This window comes from Ruegeria sp. HKCCD8929, assembly GCF_013031405.1.
Classification (GTDB): Bacteria; Pseudomonadota; Alphaproteobacteria; order Rhodobacterales; family Rhodobacteraceae; genus Ruegeria.
Genome location: NZ_WPZY01000006.1, coordinates 190,907 through 208,952 on the forward strand (window position 1 = coordinate 190,907; position 18,046 = coordinate 208,952).

The 18,046-nt window shown below is 62.1% G+C and carries 22 protein-coding genes; 6 read left to right on the forward strand and 16 right to left on the reverse strand.

What is annotated here, in order from left to right:
- Nucleotides 1-67 precede the first annotated feature (67 nt).
- The gene (locus GOX53_RS11905; protein ID WP_217351757.1) at nt 68-682 is read left to right on the forward strand and encodes a 2-hydroxychromene-2-carboxylate isomerase; all 615 of its coding nucleotides are present in this window, start codon (nt 68-70) and stop codon (nt 680-682) included.
- Here GOX53_RS11905 and GOX53_RS11910 read toward each other — a convergent pair.
- Genes GOX53_RS11910 through GOX53_RS11920 form a run of 3 tightly spaced genes read right to left on the reverse strand, consistent with a single transcriptional unit; the run spans nt 679 to nt 3,587 of the window.
- The gene (locus tag GOX53_RS11910) at nt 679-1,707 is read right to left on the reverse strand and encodes a phosphotransferase family protein (RefSeq protein ID WP_171176553.1); all 1,029 of its coding nucleotides are present in this window, start codon (nt 1,705-1,707) and stop codon (nt 679-681) included. The two genes, GOX53_RS11905 and GOX53_RS11910, sit on opposite strands and share 4 nt — an antisense overlap.
- Nucleotides 1,708-1,716: 9 nt before the next feature.
- Nucleotides 1,717-2,718 (reverse strand): nitronate monooxygenase family protein, encoded by a 1,002-nt coding sequence (locus tag GOX53_RS11915; RefSeq protein ID WP_171176741.1) that lies wholly within the window; start codon nt 2,716-2,718, stop codon nt 1,717-1,719.
- Nucleotides 2,719-2,765: 47 nt separating this feature from the next.
- The gene (locus GOX53_RS11920; protein ID WP_171176555.1) at nt 2,766-3,587 is read right to left on the reverse strand and encodes an SDR family NAD(P)-dependent oxidoreductase; all 822 of its coding nucleotides are present in this window, start codon (nt 3,585-3,587) and stop codon (nt 2,766-2,768) included.
- Between the two features lie 291 nt (nt 3,588-3,878).
- On the opposite strand from GOX53_RS11920, the gene GOX53_RS11925 reads away from it, so the two are divergent.
- Complete coding sequence (locus tag GOX53_RS11925; protein WP_171176558.1) at nt 3,879-4,874, forward strand: NADPH:quinone oxidoreductase family protein; 996 nt, start codon at nt 3,879-3,881, stop codon at nt 4,872-4,874.
- Nucleotides 4,875-4,876: 2 nt separating this feature from the next.
- On the opposite strand, the gene GOX53_RS11930 is transcribed toward GOX53_RS11925, so the two are convergent.
- Complete coding sequence (locus GOX53_RS11930) at nt 4,877-5,530, reverse strand: histidine phosphatase family protein (protein ID WP_171176560.1); 654 nt, start codon at nt 5,528-5,530, stop codon at nt 4,877-4,879.
- Nucleotides 5,531-5,604: 74 nt separating this feature from the next.
- Between GOX53_RS11930 and GOX53_RS11935 the strand changes: the two genes are divergently transcribed.
- From GOX53_RS11935 to GOX53_RS11945, 3 genes are all read left to right on the forward strand, one after another.
- Nucleotides 5,605-6,081, forward strand: a complete 477-nt coding sequence (locus tag GOX53_RS11935; RefSeq protein ID WP_171176563.1) for a MaoC family dehydratase — start codon at nt 5,605-5,607, stop codon at nt 6,079-6,081.
- Nucleotides 6,082-6,219: 138 nt separating this feature from the next.
- Nucleotides 6,220-6,669, forward strand: a complete 450-nt coding sequence (gene aroQ, locus GOX53_RS11940; RefSeq protein WP_171176565.1) for a type II 3-dehydroquinate dehydratase — start codon at nt 6,220-6,222, stop codon at nt 6,667-6,669.
- Nucleotides 6,666-7,421 carry a LuxR family transcriptional regulator gene (locus tag GOX53_RS11945; RefSeq protein WP_171176567.1) on the forward strand — a complete coding sequence of 252 codons (756 nt, stop codon included), beginning with the start codon at nt 6,666-6,668 and terminating at the stop codon, nt 7,419-7,421. The genes aroQ and GOX53_RS11945 overlap by 4 nt, the downstream gene beginning before the upstream one ends.
- Nucleotides 7,422-7,821: 400 nt before the next feature.
- Here the strand turns inward: GOX53_RS11945 and tsf are convergent, their stop codons facing one another.
- From tsf to GOX53_RS11970, 5 genes are all read right to left on the reverse strand, one after another.
- Nucleotides 7,822-8,697, reverse strand: a complete 876-nt coding sequence (gene tsf, locus GOX53_RS11950; RefSeq protein ID WP_171176569.1) for a translation elongation factor Ts — start codon at nt 8,695-8,697, stop codon at nt 7,822-7,824.
- A 76-nt stretch (nt 8,698-8,773) separates the two neighbouring features.
- Nucleotides 8,774-9,556: a 30S ribosomal protein S2 gene (gene rpsB, locus GOX53_RS11955; RefSeq protein ID WP_171176571.1), complete on the reverse strand. Its 783-nt coding sequence runs from the start codon at nt 9,554-9,556 to the stop codon at nt 8,774-8,776.
- 166 nt (nt 9,557-9,722) lie between these two features.
- Nucleotides 9,723-10,568, reverse strand: a complete 846-nt coding sequence (locus GOX53_RS11960) for a 1-acyl-sn-glycerol-3-phosphate acyltransferase (protein ID WP_171176574.1) — start codon at nt 10,566-10,568, stop codon at nt 9,723-9,725.
- A complete protein-coding gene (locus GOX53_RS11965; RefSeq protein WP_171176576.1) occupies nt 10,568-11,332 on the reverse strand; it encodes a GNAT family N-acetyltransferase in 765 nt (254 codons plus the stop codon). Before GOX53_RS11965 ends, GOX53_RS11960 begins: the two co-directional genes overlap by 1 nt.
- Before the next feature lie 114 nt (nt 11,333-11,446).
- Complete coding sequence (locus GOX53_RS11970; RefSeq protein WP_171176578.1) at nt 11,447-11,629, reverse strand: DUF3553 domain-containing protein; 183 nt, start codon at nt 11,627-11,629, stop codon at nt 11,447-11,449.
- Nucleotides 11,630-11,677: 48 nt separating this feature from the next.
- On the opposite strand from GOX53_RS11970, the gene GOX53_RS11975 reads away from it, so the two are divergent.
- Entirely contained in the window at nt 11,678-12,274 is a 597-nt protein-coding gene (locus GOX53_RS11975; RefSeq protein ID WP_171176580.1) for a histidine phosphotransferase family protein, read from the forward strand.
- 9 nt (nt 12,275-12,283) lie between these two features.
- Here the strand turns inward: GOX53_RS11975 and GOX53_RS11980 are convergent, their stop codons facing one another.
- The 7 genes from GOX53_RS11980 to GOX53_RS12010 form a co-directional block, all read right to left on the reverse strand.
- The gene (locus GOX53_RS11980) at nt 12,284-13,549 is read right to left on the reverse strand and encodes a glutamate-5-semialdehyde dehydrogenase (RefSeq protein ID WP_171176582.1); all 1,266 of its coding nucleotides are present in this window, start codon (nt 13,547-13,549) and stop codon (nt 12,284-12,286) included.
- A gap of 53 nt (nt 13,550-13,602) precedes the next feature.
- The gene (proB, locus tag GOX53_RS11985) at nt 13,603-14,709 is read right to left on the reverse strand and encodes a glutamate 5-kinase (RefSeq protein WP_171176584.1); all 1,107 of its coding nucleotides are present in this window, start codon (nt 14,707-14,709) and stop codon (nt 13,603-13,605) included.
- Nucleotides 14,697-15,731: a GTPase ObgE gene (gene obgE / locus GOX53_RS11990; protein WP_171176586.1), complete on the reverse strand. Its 1,035-nt coding sequence runs from the start codon at nt 15,729-15,731 to the stop codon at nt 14,697-14,699. The genes proB and obgE overlap by 13 nt, the downstream gene beginning before the upstream one ends.
- Before the next feature lie 36 nt (nt 15,732-15,767).
- Nucleotides 15,768-16,304 (reverse strand): GNAT family N-acetyltransferase, encoded by a 537-nt coding sequence (locus GOX53_RS11995; RefSeq protein WP_171176588.1) that lies wholly within the window; start codon nt 16,302-16,304, stop codon nt 15,768-15,770.
- On the reverse strand, nt 16,301-16,909 hold the full coding sequence (locus tag GOX53_RS12000) for a LysE family translocator (protein ID WP_171176590.1): 609 nt from the start codon (nt 16,907-16,909) through the stop codon (nt 16,301-16,303). Before GOX53_RS12000 ends, GOX53_RS11995 begins: the two co-directional genes overlap by 4 nt.
- A 98-nt stretch (nt 16,910-17,007) precedes the next feature.
- Complete coding sequence (rpmA, locus tag GOX53_RS12005; RefSeq protein WP_010440093.1) at nt 17,008-17,277, reverse strand: 50S ribosomal protein L27; 270 nt, start codon at nt 17,275-17,277, stop codon at nt 17,008-17,010.
- A gap of 11 nt (nt 17,278-17,288) precedes the next feature.
- Nucleotides 17,289-17,921 carry a 50S ribosomal protein L21 gene (locus GOX53_RS12010; protein WP_171176592.1) on the reverse strand — a complete coding sequence of 211 codons (633 nt, stop codon included), beginning with the start codon at nt 17,919-17,921 and terminating at the stop codon, nt 17,289-17,291.
- Nucleotides 17,922-18,046: the final 125 nt, after the last annotated feature.

Here is an 18,046-nt window from a genome sequence, read left to right on the forward strand (position 1 = left end):
GAGTCCACGACTGCGCCCGGATTCGATGGCGGCGCAGATTTCCCGAAACCGAGTGCGGAGGAAGACGGTGAGCCAGTCCATTGAATTCATTTATGATTTCGGAAGTCCAAACTCCTATCTGGCCCACAAGGTTTTGCCGGATCTGGCCGCGCGTTGCGGGGTTGGCCTGCGCTATTCGCCCGCTCTTTTGGGCGGCGTGTTCAAGGCCACCAACAACCAAAGCCCGATCACTGCCTTTGCCCACGTCCGGCACAAGCTGACCTACCAGATGCATGAGATGCATCGTTTTGCAAAACGCCACGGGCTGACCTTTCACATGAACCCGCATTTCCCGGTCATGACCCTCGCCCTGATGCGCGGCGCCATATTCGCGCGGGGAAAACCGTGGGAAAGCAAATATACAGATGCCGTTTTTGACGCGATCTGGGTGCATGGCCAAAAGATGGACGACCCGGGCGTGATCCGCGAGGTGCTTCAGGAACATGGCCTACCCGTGGATGAAATCGGCGCAGCGGTGCAAAGCTCCGGCGTGAAGCAGGCGTTGAAAGACGCGACCGAGGCCGCCGTCGAGCGCGGTGTCTTTGGTGCGCCCACGATGTTTGTCGGCGACGAGATGTTCTTTGGCAAGGACAGCCTGACCGAGCTGGAATTCGAGCTGCAACAATTGTGCGTGACGGCCTAACCCTTTAGCGCTTTGAGCCCGTGCTGGGCAAAGACCGGCACGTACTGACCCAGCTGCTTCGCCCGCTCGGGGTTCGAGGCGTTGCCGTCCAGCGCGCGTTTGTAGACGCCCTGAATGATCGCTGCCATGCGGAAAAAATTGAAGGCTAGGTAAAAGCCGAAATTGTCGATCCCGGCCAGCCCGCGCCGACGGCAATAGTCACCAATGAACTCCCGGTCAGACGGCAACCCCAACGCCGCCCGGTCGATCCCTGCCAGCCCCCGCCCCTCTTTGCCCGGCGGCATCTGCCATTGCATGATCACGGCGGCCAGATCGGCGTAGGGATGGCCGATGGTCGACAGCTCCCAGTCCAGCACACCGAGGCATTTGGTGCCGTTTTTCTCGAACATCATGTTGTCGATGCGGTAATCGCCATGCACAAGCGTGCGCTGCCCGTCATCCTCGGGCATGCCCGTCTGCAGGGCCTCGATCAGCGCGTCCATGCCCGGAATGCTGCCGGTTTCCGAGGCGCGGTATTGCTTGGTCCAGCGCCCGATCTGGCGTTCGAAGTAATTCCCTGGCGGCCCGTAATCCGACAGCCCGACCGCGTCGGCATCGACCATATGCAGCGCGGCCAGCACCCGGTTCATCTCGGCCATTACCGCACTGCGGGTTTCGTTGCTCTCACCCTTCATCGAGGGCTCAAAGAAGTTGCGCCCGTCCAGATGCTCCATGACATAAAAGGCCGAGCCGATCACACCGTCATCCTCGCACAGCAGATACATCTGCGGCACCGGTACGTCCGAGCCCGCAAGCGCGCGCTGCACCCGGAATTCGCGATCCACCGCATGAGCCGACTTCAGCAACTCGCCGGGCGGCTTGCGGCGCAGCACATACGAACGGTCCGGCGTGTCCAGCCGAAAGGTTGGGTTGGATTGGCCAACAGCGAATTTGGTGATGGTGAGCGGACCGTGATAGCCATCGAGATTCGCGCGCAGATAGGCGTCCACCTCATCGAGGTCGAGGGATTGAGTATCGTCACTCATCACATCTCTCTACCCTATGAACTCCGCAGCCAGCCGGGCCCCGGCGGCGCGGTATTCCCGGTCAACGCGATCCACCAGCGCGGCGGCAGGAACAACCTCGATCACGGCACCAATGCCCTGCCCCGAGCCCCAGATCTCCTTCCACGCCTTGGGCTTGGACGAGCCCGAATCGAAATTCATCGAGGACGCGTCCGCCGATGGCAGATCGTCCGGGTCCATCCCCGCCCGCACAACGGATTTCTTCAGGTAGTTCCCGTGCACCCCGGTAAAGAGAGAGGAATAGACGATATCCTCGGCCCCGCTGTCGACGATCATATTCTTGTATTCAGGGCGCGCGTTGGCCTCATGCGTGGCGATGAAGGGCGAGCCGACATAGCCGAAATCAGCCCCCATCGCCCGCGCGGCCAGCAGGGATTCGCCGCTGGCGATAGCGCCTGACAACGCCAGCGGGCCATCGAACCAGTTCCGTATCTCACGGATCAGCGCCATCGGCGATTGCTGCCCGGCATGCCCACCTGCACCTGCGGCTACCGCGATCAGACCATCGGCGCCCTTGCCGATCGCCTTGCGGGCAAAGGTGTTGTTGATGATGTCATGCAGTACCACACCACCGCTGCTATGGGCGGCTTCGTTCACCTCGACCCGCGCGCCCAGCGATGTGATCCAGACCGGTACTTTCCAGCGGGCGCATATCTCAAGATCCCGCTCCAGTCGCGCGTTCGAACGATGCACGATCTGATTCACCGCGAAAGGCGCCGCCGGGTTGTCGGGGTTTTCCTGATTGTGGCGGTCCAGTTCCTCGGTGATCTGTTTCAACCAGGCCTCCAGCAAAGGCGGCTCGCCCTCGCCTTCGCGGGCATTGAGCGCGGGGAATGCGCCGATAATGCCGGCCTTGCATTGCGCAATCACCAGTTCGGGCACCGAGATGATGAAAAGCGGTGCACCAATCATTGGCAAGCGCAGCCCACGTAACTGCGGCGGCAGGTGGCTGTCGTCCCGTTTCCAGATCATGTCCTTCATGTCAGCTCCCTGCTCGATAAGCCTGTGCGCAACCCGTTCTACTGCAACGCTTTCTCAAAGATGTTGTGGCCGGCCATCACGTTGATGCCACCGGAGACCGGGATCACTGCGCCGGTCACATAGGACCCGCCGCGCCCGCATAGAAACAGCATGCAGCCCGCGATATCCTCATCCCGACCGACCCGTTTCAGCGGCACGTCGCCGCCCACCTTTGCCCGCATCTCTTCATCTGCCGTGGCAAAGGCGGTCATCCGCGACACGAATGGCCCCGGCGCCAACGCGTTCACTGTCACGCAATAAGGCGAGAGTTCCTTGGCCATGACCTTGCTCAGGTGGATCACGGCGGCCTTCGAGGCCGAATAGCTGTAGGCGCCGTCGCCCATCGGGATCTCGCCCATGACCGAGCCCACATTGACCACCCGTGCCGGATCGTCGACCGAGCCCGCCTCCATCAGCATCGGCAGCAGTTTCTGGGTCAGATCGAACACGCCCGCCACATTGACCGACATGACCTTCTCCCAAGCCTCATGTGGAAACTGCCCCATCGGCGCCCCCCAGGTCACCCCCGCGTTGTTCATCAGGATGTTCAGGGTGTCGGTCCGCGATTTCACCTCGGCCACCAGCGTGTCGACCCCTTCCTTGCTGCCCACATCGCCCGTGAAGCCCTCGGCAGTTCCAGGCGCGTCCAACGCGTTGAGCTCTGCCGCCACCGCCTCGCAAGCCTCTCCGTTGCGCGAGGCGATCAGCACCCGTGCGCCCGCCCGCCCCAACGCCTCGGCGGCCATGCGGCCGATGCCGGTGGCCCCTCCGGTCACCAGCGCGATTTTTCCATGGAGCGAAAACAGAGCCTCGGGTGTCATGATTTCCCTTTTTGTAGGTATTTGAGCGGAGAAGCGCTCGAGGTTTACGTTGCTGGCCGGGCCCTAGGTAAATTCTGACGCAGTGTTGCTGTTCCCTCCCTACCGGCGCTCAGTATCATGGCCGCTACGCGATACGGGCCGCCCATTTCGCGATGCCTCCTCCCGCGCGCAGAGAGATGTTTCACGACGCAGGATTGCATTTCGGAATCTGGTTGACAATGGACGGTTCGGCCTTGCGACTTAACGTCAGAACGCGATGCAACCGGCATCGCAGACAGGGAGAGTGATGCGATGAAAGCGATGCTGAGCGTGGCCGTGGGCGGCCCCGAGACGCTGGAACTGACCGAGTTGCCGGACCCAACGCCCGGCAAGGGAGAGCTATTGATCCGGGTGCGCGCTGCGGGCGTCAACTTTCCCGACACGCTGATGATCCGCGACCTTTACCAGATGAAACCGCCCCGCCCCTTCGCCCCCGGCGGCGAGGTTGCGGGAGAAGTGCTGGCGCTTGGCGACGGTGCGCAGGGTTTTGCTGTCGGCGATCGGGTGCTGGCGCTGACCGGGCATGGCGGCTTTGCCACCCATCTGACGCTCAAGGCGGCAACGGCGGTGAAAATCCCCGACGGCATGCCCTATGAGGACGCCGCGTGCTTCATCTTCACCTATGGCACCTCGCATCACGCGCTCAAGGACCGGGCCGGGCTGAAGGCGGGGGAAAGCCTGCTGATTCTGGGGGCTGCGGGCGGCGTCGGAGCGGCAGCCATCGAGTTGGGAAAAGCGGCAGGTGCCAAAGTGATTGCCGCCGCCTCGTCTGAGGAAAAGGCCGAGTTTTGCCGTCGGATTGGCGCGGATGAGGCGCTGATCTATCCGCGGGAATTGGATCGCGACGCGCAAAAGGCGCTCTCGGGTGAGATCAAGCGCCTTGCAGGTGGCGAGGGAGTAAATGTGGTCTATGACGCCGTGGGCGGAGACTATGCGGAACCCGCATTGCGTGCGATGGCGTGGCAGGGGCGCTATCTGGTGGTGGGCTTTCCGGCGGGCATCCCAAAGATTCCGCTGAATCTGACCCTCCTCAAAGGCTGTCAGATCGTCGGCGTCTTCTGGGGTGCATCGGTGTTTCGCGACCCGCAGGGCCATGCCGAGAACATGTCTGATCTCTTTCGCCTGTACGGTGAGGGCCGGATCAAACCTCAGATCAATGCGCGGTTCCCACTGGAAGAGGTTCCTCAGGCGCTGACGCTGATGCAGGATCGCAAGGTCATGGGCAAGGTTGTGATCACCATGGAGTGAGGTCAGCCCAGATGCGCACAGTCGTTGAAGCCCATTACCGTCATCCGCCCTCCGTGAATCACCAGACGGTTGATCGAGCCATTGGCGGCGTTGTTGAAGGCAAAGGGCTCGGCCCCGCAGGCCATTGCCACGGCGGCCCCGATCACACCGCCATGCACAAAGGCGGCGACGCGCTGGTCCGAGTGGCGCTCGGCAATCCGCATCAGTCCAGCGCGCACGCGGGTATGCAGGGCGGCCGTGGTCTCGGCGCCCGGGATTTCACCCCATTCCTGCCCATCCCGTGCCCGTTGAAAGGTCGGGTCATTGTTGGCCGCGCGGATGCGGTACTCGCCGTCCCAGTCGCCCAAACAGACCTCGCGCAGATCCGGTTCGGTCACCGGTTCCAGCCCCAGATGCGCAACCAGAGGGGCCGCCGTCTGATGCGTGCGCTGCAGGGTGGTCACATAGATCGCGGCCAGCCTCTCTCCCTTCAGTCGCTCACCAACCGCCCGCGCCTGCGCCTCACCATTGGGATGCAGCGCCGGGTCGCCATGCCCGTCCTTCATCGGAAAACTCTTTCCCGGCACTGCCGCCTGGGTCTCTCCATGCCGGATCAGCAGCAGGTCCACCGCTCCTTTGGGCGGCACATAGGCGCGTTGGCGGTATTCTCGGGTCATCCAGGCACTCCGTTTGGCAAACGCCCGCATCCTGCCCCAACGAGGGTCTGGGGTGCAACGGAAGGATCATGAAGATGTCTCAACTTGAAGCAGCCCTTGCCGCCGAGCGGAACCGGATTGGCACCGAGGTCGGTATCTCGGACTGGATCATCGTCGATCAACCGATGATCGACGGCTTTGCCAAATTGACCCACGACGATCAGTGGATCCACACCGATCCCATCCGCGCAGCGGCCGAAACACCGTTCGGCGACACCGTCGCGCATGGGTTTCTGACGCTGTCTTTGGCGAGCCGGTTTGCCTATGACTGCCTGCCGCCTGTCGACGGGCAATCGATGAGCATCAACTACGGTTTCAACCGGCTGCGCTTTCTATCTCCGGTCCGGGCCGGATCGCGTCTGCGGGGCCGGTTTACCCTGCGCGATGTGCAGCGCCGCTCAGATACCGAATTGCTGCGGACCCATGATCTCAGCATCGAGGTCGAAGGGCACCACACCCCGGCGCTGGTGGCAGAATGGCTAAGCCTGATCGTGGTTGATCCGGAACCGTGATCGGGCGTGCTGCAAAGCTGGGCATGGCGGCCCTTCGGATGCAGAAAAGCCGCAACAGATCATCTGAATGCGTGAGTGCGTGGTGGACAGCCCCAGCCATTCATGGCTATGACTGGCGTGAATGGGGATAACACACGTATGAGCAAGATTCTGGTCTTGAACGGCCCGAACCTGAACCTTCTTGGCACCCGCCAGCCCGAGGTTTACGGCCACACCACGTTACAGACGATCGAAGAGGCCTGTGTCGCCCATGGGCGTACGCGTGGGCTTGAGGTTGCTTGTGTGCAGTCCAACCACGAAGGCGCCCTGATCGACGCAATCCATGCGGCACGCGATGAACAGGCGGGTATTGTCCTGAACGCAGGCGCCTATACCCACACGTCAATTGCCCTGCATGACGCCATTGCCTCGGTCGATCTTCCCGTGATCGAAGTGCACCTGTCCAACATCCACGCGCGTGAGCCGTTTCGTCACCATTCCTGCATTGCCGCAGTTGTGATCGGCCAAATCTGCGGATTCGGCGCACACAGCTACATTCTCGCACTCGATGCCTTGGCCGCGCATCTGGATGGGGAGGCTGGCGCATGACGTTGCGGGACTACCTCCAATACGTCAGCTATTCCAAAACGCTGGAAGAGCTTTGGGATGCCCACACGCGGCAGATGGCGGATTATGGATTCGACCGGTTGCTTTACGGCTACACACAATACCGAACCGCGACCTCGCTGGGTGATCCCGAAGACTTCGTGATTCTGACCAATCATGACAAGGACTACATCGACGGTTTCCTGCATTCGGGCCTCTATTTCCACGCTCCAATGCTGAAATGGGCTCTGGATCACGAAGGGGCTGCCAGCTGGCGCATGCTGGCTGAGATGAATGCCAGCCAGGCCATGACCCGGGATGAGCGTCGCGTCTATGACTTCAATGCGTCCAAAGGTGTGATGGCTGGCTATACGGTCAGTTTCAACTCGGTATCGATACGCACCAAGGGCGCGATTTCCTTATGTGCCCGCGAGGATCTGAGCCAGGACAACATTGATGCGGTCTGGGATGAGCACGGGCAAGATATCCTGCTGATGAACAACGTTGCTCATCTGAAAATAATGAACCTGCCCTATACCGCCCCGAACAGGTCCCTGACCAAGCGGCAGCGCGAGGCGCTGCAATGGGTCGGCGACGGCAAGACCACGCAGGATATCGCCCTGCTGATGGGGTTGACGTCGGCCACGGTCGAAAAGCACCTGAGGCTTGCGCGCGAGGCGCTGTCGGTCGAAACGACGGCGCAGGCCGTTCTCAAGGCGGCTCTGCACAACCAAATGTTCGTGGTCGAAGCCTGAGGTACCAAACGTGACGCTGCCACGCGTCACTTTACCTAGGGTAAGGAAATCATGACTTCCGAATCCCTCGTCTTTGTCGCAATATGAGAGCGTTCCGTGAGTGGTGGCTTTGGCCAAGGAACATTCAGGCCGGATCTCTGCAATTTCAGGGCGCTCCGGTCGCTCTGGCAAAAGGCGCTTATTTTTCGGCGTTCTTGCGTTGGAAATTTTGAGGAGCCCCTACCATCCCCATCGTGTGGGGCTCCTCATCACTTTCCCGTTGATTGGTTTATCTGGGCTGCATTTCGGTGCAGCCCTTTTTTAGTCACAGAACTTGGAACACGCGCAAGAAAACCGGCTGCGCAATGCGCAACCGGTTTTTTGGTATTGATCTGTCGCCAACCAGTGGCGCCAGGCTTTCTCAGCCCTGAGCAGCCTTTGCAACCTCGGCGGCAAAGTCTTCCTTTTCGACTTCGATGCCTTCGCCAACTTCCAGCCGGACAAAGCCGGTGATGGTGGCGCCGGCCTCTTTGGCGGCGGCTTCGACGGTCAGGTCGGGGTTCACCACGAACTGCTGGTTCAGCAGGGTGGATTCGGCGATGAATTTCTTCATCCGGCCCACGATCATCTTCTCGATCACCTGCTCCGGCTTGCCGGATTCGCGGGCGATGTCCATCTGAACCTGCTTTTCCTTCTCGACCACGGCCGGGTCCATGTCTGCCTCGGACAGAGCAGCAGGGTTCACAGCGGCAATGTGCATCGCGACCTGCTTGCCGACGGCTTCGTCACCACCCGACAGCGCAACCAGAACGCCGATCTTGCCCATACCTGCTGCAGCGGCGTTGTGGACATAAGACACAACGGTTTCGCCTTCGATCTTGGCCATGCGGCGCACCGACATGTTCTCGCCGATGGTGGCGATCTTGTCGGTCAGGGTATCGGCAACGGACTTGCCACCCAGATCAGCCGCTTTCAGCGCCTCGACGTCAGCCACGTTCAGCGCGGCGCCGGCGATGCCCGACACCATCTCCTGAAACTCGGCGTTCTTGGCGACAAAGTCGGTTTCCGCGTTCACTTCAACGGCTACACCGGTGCCGCCTGCGACGACAACGGCAACCAGACCTTCGGCGGCAGTACGGCCCGATTTCTTGGCGGCCTTGGCCAGACCCTTGGTGCGCAGCCAGTCAACTGCGGCTTCCATGTCGCCACCGGTTTCGGTCAGCGCCTTTTTCGCGTCCATCATGCCTGCGCCGGTCGAGTCGCGCAGTTCCTTCACGAGTGCTGCTGTGATTGCCATTTTCGGCTCTCCTCAATTCAAACGGATTTGGGGCAGGTCATACCCTGCCCCATATGTCAATTCAGTGACGGGCAGCTTACGCTTCGGCCGGGGTCTCGGCGGTGTCTTCTGCCAGGGCTTCTTCGGCCGGAGCTTCTTCCATCTCGCCCAGGTCGACGCCAGCGGCGCCCAGCTGCGCCGACATGCCGTCCAGAGCGGCGCGGGCAGCCAGATCGCAGTAGAGCGCGATTGCGCGGGCTGCGTCGTCGTTGCCGGGGATGATGTAGTCCACGCCGTCGGGCGAGCAGTTGGTGTCAACCACAGCCACAACCGGGATACCCAGTTTGTTGGCTTCGGCAATCGCCAGTGCTTCTTTCTTGACGTCGATGACGAACAGCAGATCCGGCACGCCGCCCATCTCGCGGATACCGCCCAGCGAAGCCTGCAGCTTGTGCTGGTCACGTTCCATGCCCAGGCGCTCTTTCTTGGTCAGGCCCTCGGCGCCGGATTCCATGGCTTCGTCGATCTGGTTCAGACGGTTGATCGACTGGGAAACGGTTTTCCAGTTGGTCAGCGTGCCGCCCAGCCAGCGGTGGTTCATGAAGTACTGAGCCGACTTCTCGGCAGCTTCGGCGATCGGCTGAGCCGCCTGACGCTTGGTGCCGACGAACAGGATGCGGCCGCCTTTGGCGACGGTGTCACGGATGACCTGCAGCGCCTGGTCCAGCATCGGAACGGTCTGGGTCAGGTCCATGATGTGGATGCCGTTGCGGGCGCCGTAGATGAACGGCGACATGCGCGGGTTCCAGCGCTGAGTCTGGTGGCCGAAGTGAACGCCAGCTTCCAGCAGCTGGCGCATGGTGAACTCGGGAAGAGCCATGCTATCTTTTCCTTTCCGGTTTTTTCCTCGGCGGGGGTTTCAGAGCGGATGCTCCAACCGGCGGTCTTGATGGGGATGTCTCCCCCAAAAAGGCCAAACCCCGCCTGCGGGTTTGAATGGCGCGCGTATACGGCAGGATCAGATGGGGTGCAAGGGTTAAATACCCTTATTTTGCAGGGCTCGCCAATGGCCGGGCCAGCGCGTGGGCGTGACGCACCGCCGCCTCGCAATGGGCGGCCAGCGCCTTGCGGTCGGGGAAATCGCTGACACGCGCCGGGCTGTGATAAATCAACTCAACCGAGCCCTGTCGCCGCGCCGCCAGAGTCTTGAGCAGATGAGGTGCAAAATCCATGTCCCCCCACCAACCGTAGAACCGGTCCGGCTGCCCCTCGGGCGCGTGAAATACCACCGAAACCGGCTGCACATACATGAAATCGCGCAACTCATCCGAGAAAAAGGCGGCAAACAGCGTGGTCTTGAACGGCAGCACCCGCAGCCCGTCGGTCGAGGTGCCCTCGGGGAAGAACAGCAGCTTGTGCCCCGCTTTCAGTCGCTCCTCGAACAGCTTTGTCTGCTCACGCGCCTTTTTGCGATCGCGCTCGATGAATACGGTGCCGGTGGCGCGGGCCAGCCAACCGATGCCGGGCCAGTTCGCGACCTCGGCCTTTGAGACGAAATAGATCCGTTTCCGGGCGTTGAGCGCGAAGATGTCTAGCCACGACGTGTGGTTGGCGACGACCGCCCCCGGTTCCTGCATCAGCTCGCCTGAAGTGCGAAACCCGATGCCAAGAATGCGGAATGCGTTCCTGCAGACAAACTGGCTGATATAGGGCGTCACCGGGCGGTGCAGGCCGTAAAGAGGCCGCTCGATCATCCGCACGGCGAGTAGAATGAACAACCCGCCAAAAACCAACACCGCCAGCGGCAGGCCGCGCAGAATCACTAGTAGCACGCCGATTACACCGACCTTAACCGGATCGGGATCATCCTCGCTGTTCCAAAGCGCATCCATCAGCCCGCTTGCGCCCCGCCATAGATGCGCCGCTGCCGCTCATTCATGCGGGCGGTGTCGAGGATCAGGCAGATATCGGTGGTGTTGAAGGCGTGGTCGATATAGGCCCCCTCGCCCACAAACCCGCCAAGCCGCAGATACGCCTTGATCAGCGCCGGAACTTCAAGCATCGCCTTGCGCCGGTCCAGATCCTCGGGTGCCATCAGGTTCATGTCCACATAGTGCTGCGGCTGGGTGCGCACGCGCAGATCGGGCGGCGCCAGATGGTTGTGATGCAGCATCGACAGAGGCTGCGCCAAAGCCTGAACATCGGTACCGTGAAAGCTGGCGACGCCGAACAGCACCTCGATCCCGTGCTCGGCGACATAGCCCGCCAGCCCGTTCCACAGATGATACATCGCCGTGCCGCCGCGATAGTCGGGATGCACGCAGGACCGGCCCAGCTCCAGCAACTTGCGACCGCTCTGTTTCAGCACCGACAGGTCATATTCATCCTCGGAATAGAATTGTCCCATCGCCTGCGCCCGGTCGCCGCGTAGCAGGCGGTAGACGCCAATCACCTGGCCCGAGCCGTCATCAATTGCCAGCATGTGGTCGAAATATGGGTCGAACCGGTCCCGCTCCAACCCCGCCTCATGATCGATCATCTCGCCACCGCCGCCAAGCTCGCGCACGAAGACGTCATAGCGCAGCCGCTGGGCGGCACGCAGCTCATCCTCGGTCTCGGCGATCTTGACGGTAAAGGCAGGCCCGCGATCCGGCATTCACGCTCCGTTTGTCAGGAAAAATTGGGACGCCGCACTGATACAGCACATTCGGCGACAAAGGCAATATCCGCCGCAGGATAGACGCGGATGTTAATCATTCATCAACCAGTTTCACGGATCAAAGACGGGCATCAAGGCGATGCGCGCACCGTCGATCACCACCTTCCCCTGCTCGCGGAAATTCACGGTGATCTTGCCGCCGATATTGGACTGCACCTGTCCTATGCCCCAATCGGGGAAATCGGGGTGGCGGACGTACATGCCGGGTGCAAGAATGGCATTCAGATCTGTCATGCGCGGCTCAGCTTGGGGTCAGGATGGCGGGTGCTACAGGAGGTATGCATGGGCGAAAGCAACGTCAACCTTGCCGCTCTGATCGGCTCGCGGATCTGCCACGATCTGATCAGCCCGATCGGCGCCATCACCAACGGGCTTGAGCTGCTGGATATGGCCGGTGGCGTGCAGGGGCCAGAGATGGAGTTGATCTCGGACAGCGTCGACAATGCCGGTGCCCGCATCCGGTTCTTTCGCATCGCCTATGGTGCGTCCGGAGAGCAGTCGCTGGGCCGGTCCGAGGTTGCGGGGCTGCTCGGCGACCTCAGTCGCACCGGCCGGGTCAAGACCCACTGGGGCCCGGTCGATGCCAAGCCGCGCGGCGAGATCAAGCTGACTTTCTTGGCCCTGCAGTGTTGCGAAACCGCAATGCCGTTCGGCGGTACGGTAGAGGTCGCCTGCGACGAAGGGCGTTGGAGCGTAACCGGAACCGCTGACAAGCTGAACATCGACCCCGACCTGTGGCAGGGGCTGAGCAAGCCGGGCTCTGGCGCACCAATCACGCCGGCGCTGGTCCAGTTCATGCTGCTGCCGGATGTGGCGGCAGAGATGAACCGCCGAGTGCGGGTCGAGACCACCGCCACCCAGCTTACGATCAGGTTCTGACGCGCCGCCTTACCCGGCGCGTGTCGTGCCGTTGCCGCGCACCAGATATTTGAAGCTGGTAAGCTGCGCCGCCCCTACCGGGCCCCTCGCGTGCATCTTGCCGGTGGCGATCCCAATCTCGGCGCCCATCCCGAACTCCCCGCCATCGGCGAATTGGGTCGAGGCGTTGTGCATCAGGATGGCGCTGTCGAGCCGTTCGAAGAACCGCGCGGCGGCAGCCGGGTCTTCGGTCATGATGCAGTCGGTGTGGTTCGAGCCGTATCGGCGGATATGCGCGATGGCCGCGTCGATATCCTCGACAGGTTTCGCCGCGATAATGCTGTCGAGGAACTCCTTGCCCCAATCGGCGGCGGTGGCGGTGGTGGTGCCGTCGGCGGCCAGTGCGCCTTCGGCATGCACCTCGACGCCAGCGGCCAGCAGCGCCGCGATGACATCGCGCCCAAGGCTGTCGGCCACATCCCGATGCACCAGCAGGCATTCGGCAGCGCCGCAGATGCCAGTGCGCCGGGTCTTAGCGTTCAGCACCACGTCCAGCGTCTTCTGCGGGTCTGCGGCTTCGTCGATATAGATATGCACGATGCCTTCGAGATGGGCAAAGACCGGCACCCGCGCCTCGCGCTGCACCAGCCCCACCAGCCCCTTGCCGCCGCGTGGCACGATCACGTCCACATGGTCGGTCATGGTTAGCAGTTCCTGCACTGCCGCACGGTCGCGGGTCGGCACCAACTGGATTGCATCCTCCGGCAGATTCGCTGCCTTCAGCCCCTCGACCAGACAGGCGTGAATGGCGGATGAGGAGTGAAAGCTCTCCGAGCCACCCCGCAGGATCACTGCGTTGCCGGATTTCAGGCACAGCGCGCCCGCATCCGCCGTCACATTGGGTCGGCTTTCATAGATCACGCCGATAACCCCCAGCGGCGTGCGCACCCGCTGGATATTCAGCCCCGAGGGCATGTCCCATTCGGTCAGCACCTCACCCACCGGATCGGCCTGATCGGCCACGGTGCGCAGCCCGTCGACCATGCTCTGAACGCGCGCCTCATCCAGCATCAACCGATCCATCATCGCCGGGCTCAGGCCCTTTTCGCGGCCATATTCGAGGTCTTTTGCATTGGCCTCGATAATCGTAGCGCGGTTGGTCCAGACCGCGTCCGCCGCCGCGATCAGGGCGGCGTGTTTGCGTTCAGCGCTGGCAAAGGCCAGGTCCTTGGAGGCAGCCTTGGTGCGAGCACCGAGGTCGGCCATCAGGGCGGGAATGTTGTCGAGATCCTTCATCGCAGGCGCCTTTCGGGTCGGTCGGGATTGTGTATTTCTAGCAAGAAGAAGCGTCAGAGCGCCATATCATCGCGGTGGATAAGCGCCGCGCGGCCAGGATAGCCCAGCGTTGGTTCGATTTCGGAGGATTTGCGCCCCTTGATCGCGTCCGCCTCCTGCGCGGTATAGCGGCTGAGCCCCTGCCCCAGTTTGCGGGCGCCGGGCCCGAGGATCGCAACCGGATCGCCGCGCCCGAAATCGCCGGTCACTTCGGTGATGCCCGCCGGCAGGAGGCTCTTGCCGTTGGAGAGCGCAGTGGCCGCGCCCTGATCGACCACGATCTCGCCGCGCGGTTTCATTGCGGAAATCCAGCGCTTGCGCGCCGCCTGTGGGTCGAGTGTGGCGGTGAACCAGGTGCAGTTCGCACCATCTTCCAGCGTTTTCAGCGGGTTGAGGGGTGATCCTTCGGTGATCGCCATGTCGCAACCCGCCGCCGTGGCCATCTGCGCTGCCATCAGCTTGGTTTTCATCCCGCCCTTGGAGAGCCCCGAGCCCGCGTCACCGGCCATCGCCTCGATCTCGGGCGTGATGCGCTCGATGACGTCATAGCGAGTGGCGGTGGCATCTTCGTTCGGATTGCCGGAATAGAACCCGTCCACATCCGACAGCAGGATCAGTTGATCCGCGCCCACCGTCACCGCGATCTGGGCGGCCAGCCGGTCATTGTCGCCGTAGCGGATCTCATCCGTTGCCACCGTGTCGTTTTCATTGACGATCGGCACCACGCCCAGCCCCAGCAGGGTCTCCAGCGTGGCGCGGGAGTTTAGGTAGCGGCGACGGTCCTCGCTGTCCTCCAGCGTCACCAGCACTTGCGCAGTGGTGATATCGTGCGGTGCCAGCGCCTCTTCATACGCGCGAGCCAGACGGATCTGGCCAACGGCGGCGGCGGCCTGTGACTGTTCCAGCGGCAAGGCAACGGCAGACAGGCCCAGAACCCCACGCCCGAGCGCGATGGAACCGGAGGAGACAAGAATCACATCCGTCCCCTGCCCTTTGAGCCAGGCCACATCCTGCGCCAGCGAGCGCAGCCAGTCCGAGCGCAACAGCCCCGTGTCCCGGTCCACCAACAGCGCCGAGCCGATCTTGACCACCAACCGCCGGGCCGACCTCAGGGTTGCCAAGGCTGTGCCTCCTCGACGGGTTTCAGCCGTAGGCGGTCCTCGTCTATGCGGGTGCGCAGAACGCGCAGCACCTCGGTCACGCCCTGACGCGCCACACCGGACATTGTCATGACGGGGTCGCCAGCGGCCTCTTCCAGTTCGGAGCGGGCCCGCTCAAGCTCTTCTTCATCCAGCGCGTCGATCTTGTTCAGCACGGTGATGCGGGGCTTGTCGGCGAGATGGCCGCCATAGGCCTCAAGCTCGTGAATGATGGTGGTGTAATCTTCGGCCACGGTCTCGGACGTGCCGTCCACCAAATGCAGCAGCACGGCGCAGCGTTCGACATGGCCCAGAAACCGGTCGCCGATCCCGCGCCCCTCATGCGCGCCTTCGATCAGGCCGGGGATGTCGGCCACCACGAATTCGGCATTGTCCACGCCGACGACGCCCAAATTGGGGTGCAGCGTGGTAAACGGATAGTCGGCGATTTTGGGCCGCGCGTTCGAGGTTGCGGCCAGAAAGGTTGATTTGCCCGCATTGGGCATCCCCAGCAGGCCTACATCTGCGATCAGCTTGAGGCGCAGCCAGATGGTGCGTTCGATCCCCGCCTGACCAGGATTGGCCCGGCGCGGGGCCTGATTGGTGGCCGACTTGAAATGCAGATTGCCGAAACCGCCGTTGCCGCCACGCGCCAACAGAACCCGGTCACCCACTGCCGTCAGATCGGCGATCACCGTCTCTTCGTCCTCGTCGAGGATCTCGGTCCCCACAGGCACCCGCAGCACGACTTCGTCGCCGTCCTTGCCGGTGCGCTGCTGACCCCGGCCCGGCTGACCGTTCTTGGCAAAGAAATGCTGCTGATAGCGGAAGTCGATGAGCGTGTTCAGCCCCTCGACCGCTTCAGCCCAGACCGAGCCGCCCTTGCCACCGTCACCGCCATCGGGACCTCCATATTCGATGTATTTTTCGCGCCGAAAACTGACGCACCCGCCACCGCCGGCCCCGGACCGGATGTAGACCTTTGCAAGATCGAGAAATTTCATGAGGGCTCCCTACTGCAAAGGCGGCGGCGCGCCAAGTCAGAGTTTTCGGCTGTATGTCCAGGTGGGCACGGCCGCGTCGCGGGCGACCGAATAGCTTTCGGCGTCTCCCAGATACTGGAACCCGCAATGGGTCAGCACCCGGGCCGAGGCAGGGTTGTCCTGAAAGACGCTTGCGAACATGGTGGCGTTGTCCAGCGGATTGGCCTCGACCAACGTCTGAACCGCCAGCGAGGCAACGCCGGTGTTCCAAAAGATCGGAGCGACCCAGTATCCAACCTCGGACTGGTTCCGGTCCATCTTTTCCAGCGAGATCAGACCCATCAACTCGGGCCCGCCATCCTTGGTCGCGTCCATGGCCCAGACATCCTCATCCCGGTCCTCGGACATCGCCCGCAGGACAAACGCCTCGGTCATGCCAGGGGGCACGGGATGCGGGATCGACGTGGTCATGCGGGCCACGCGCTCGTCGCTGGCGTAATGCTCGATCAGGCCCATGTCAGACCGGCGCAACGGGCGCAGGTCGAACCGCTCGGTTTCGATGACCGGCTGATTTATTATCGTTTCAAGTTTCATATGTGTGCTCCTCCTCCGAACAACACAAAAAGGACGGACGCGACGGTTAGGCCCGCCAATGTCCACATCAGATATTTCTCGGCAGCCCGTCCTGCAACCGCATGGGCGATCCTGTCGCCGGCAAAGGTCCAGATCGGGTGCAACACCAGCTGACAGCTCAACAGACAGAGAGCGATCGTGAGTGTCGCATCAAATGTTGACGTTCCCGTGGCAACGAAGCCGGTAAAGCCCGCGACGATCATCGCCCAGGCCTTGGGGTTGAGCGGGTGCACGATCAGCCCGGCCCAAAAGCCCGGTGCCCGGTCCGCCGCCCGCCCCGGTGCGAGACGCAGGTTGGCAACTTTCCAGGTAAGCCAGCAAATATAGGTTGCCGAGGCGTATTTCAGGGCCGTGAACAGCCATGGCACCTGCTCGGCCAGTTCCATCAGCCCAAAGCCCACCGGCCAGATCACCAACTGCTTGCCAAGCGCCACGCCCGCCACAAAAGGTAGCGCCGCGCGAAAGCCATAACGCGCACCTGTCGCCAGCAGGGCCATGTTGGCCGGGCCCGGCGTGCCGACCTGCGAGGCGGCAAAGATCAGGAAACTGGTGGTTGCGACGGCCATAGCAAAGACAGTTCAAACCTTGGTGAAAAACGAGAAAGGGGACCGGCATGTTCTGCCGGTCCCCCATGAATTTTCTCTTAACCTTCTTGGGTCTCGGCTTACTCTGCGGCCTCCGCCACTGGCAGGACCGAAATAAAGGTGCGGTTTTTAAGTCCCTTGTGGAACTTCACGGCGCCATCGACGGTTGCAAAGATGGTGTGATCCTTGCCCATGCCAACGCCTTCGCCCGGCCAAAACTTGGTGCCGCGCTGACGCACGATGATGTTGCCTGCGATGGCGGCCTGGCCACCATACAGTTTCACGCCAAGGCGGCGACCTGCTGAGTCGCGACCGTTACGGGAGGAACCGCCAGCTTTCTTATGTGCCATTCTCTCTCTCCTTAGCCTTTGGCCAGCTCTTTGGCCTGTTCGATCCAGCCTTCACGCTCGATCCGGCCTTTGAACGACAGTTTCTCGTCCATAGCAGCTACATCTTCATCCGTCCACGCCGCGATCTGCGCGAAAGTGGTGACGCCGGCTTCGAGAAGCTTCTTCTCGAGCGCGGGACCAACACCCGACAGCTTTTTCAGATCGTCTGCGCCCGCGGCCTCGGCCTTTTTCGGAGCCGCTTTCTTGGCTGGCGCTTTCTTGGGCGCAGCGGTTTCGACAGCGGTTGCGGAAACCGAACCGGTTGCAGCCTTGACGCCTGACTTCTCAGCGCCCGAGGCGAGGATGTCGGTGATCTTGACCAGGGTCAGCTTCTGACGGTGGCCAACAGTGCGCTTCGAGCTGTGCTTACGGCGGCGCTTGACGAAGTTGATGACCTTGTCACCCTTGATCTGTTCGATCACTTCGGCCTGAACGGCGGCACCATCGACAAACGGCGCGCCAACGACCGGAGCGTCTCCGCCCAGCATCAGTACGTCGTTGAATTGAACTTTTTCACCTGCGTCGGCAGCCAGTTTTTCAACGCGGAGCATATCGCCCGCCTGAACCTTGTACTGCTTGCCGCCAGTCTTGAGGACCGCAAACATGCGTCTTTCCTTTTCATCACCGCGTTCTGTGGTCCCCAGGGTAACCTGGGCGTTTCGGCTTGCGCCACCTCGAACAGCGCGCCCTTATTGGGCGGGTTTCAGACCCCTGAGACATCCCCATGGGC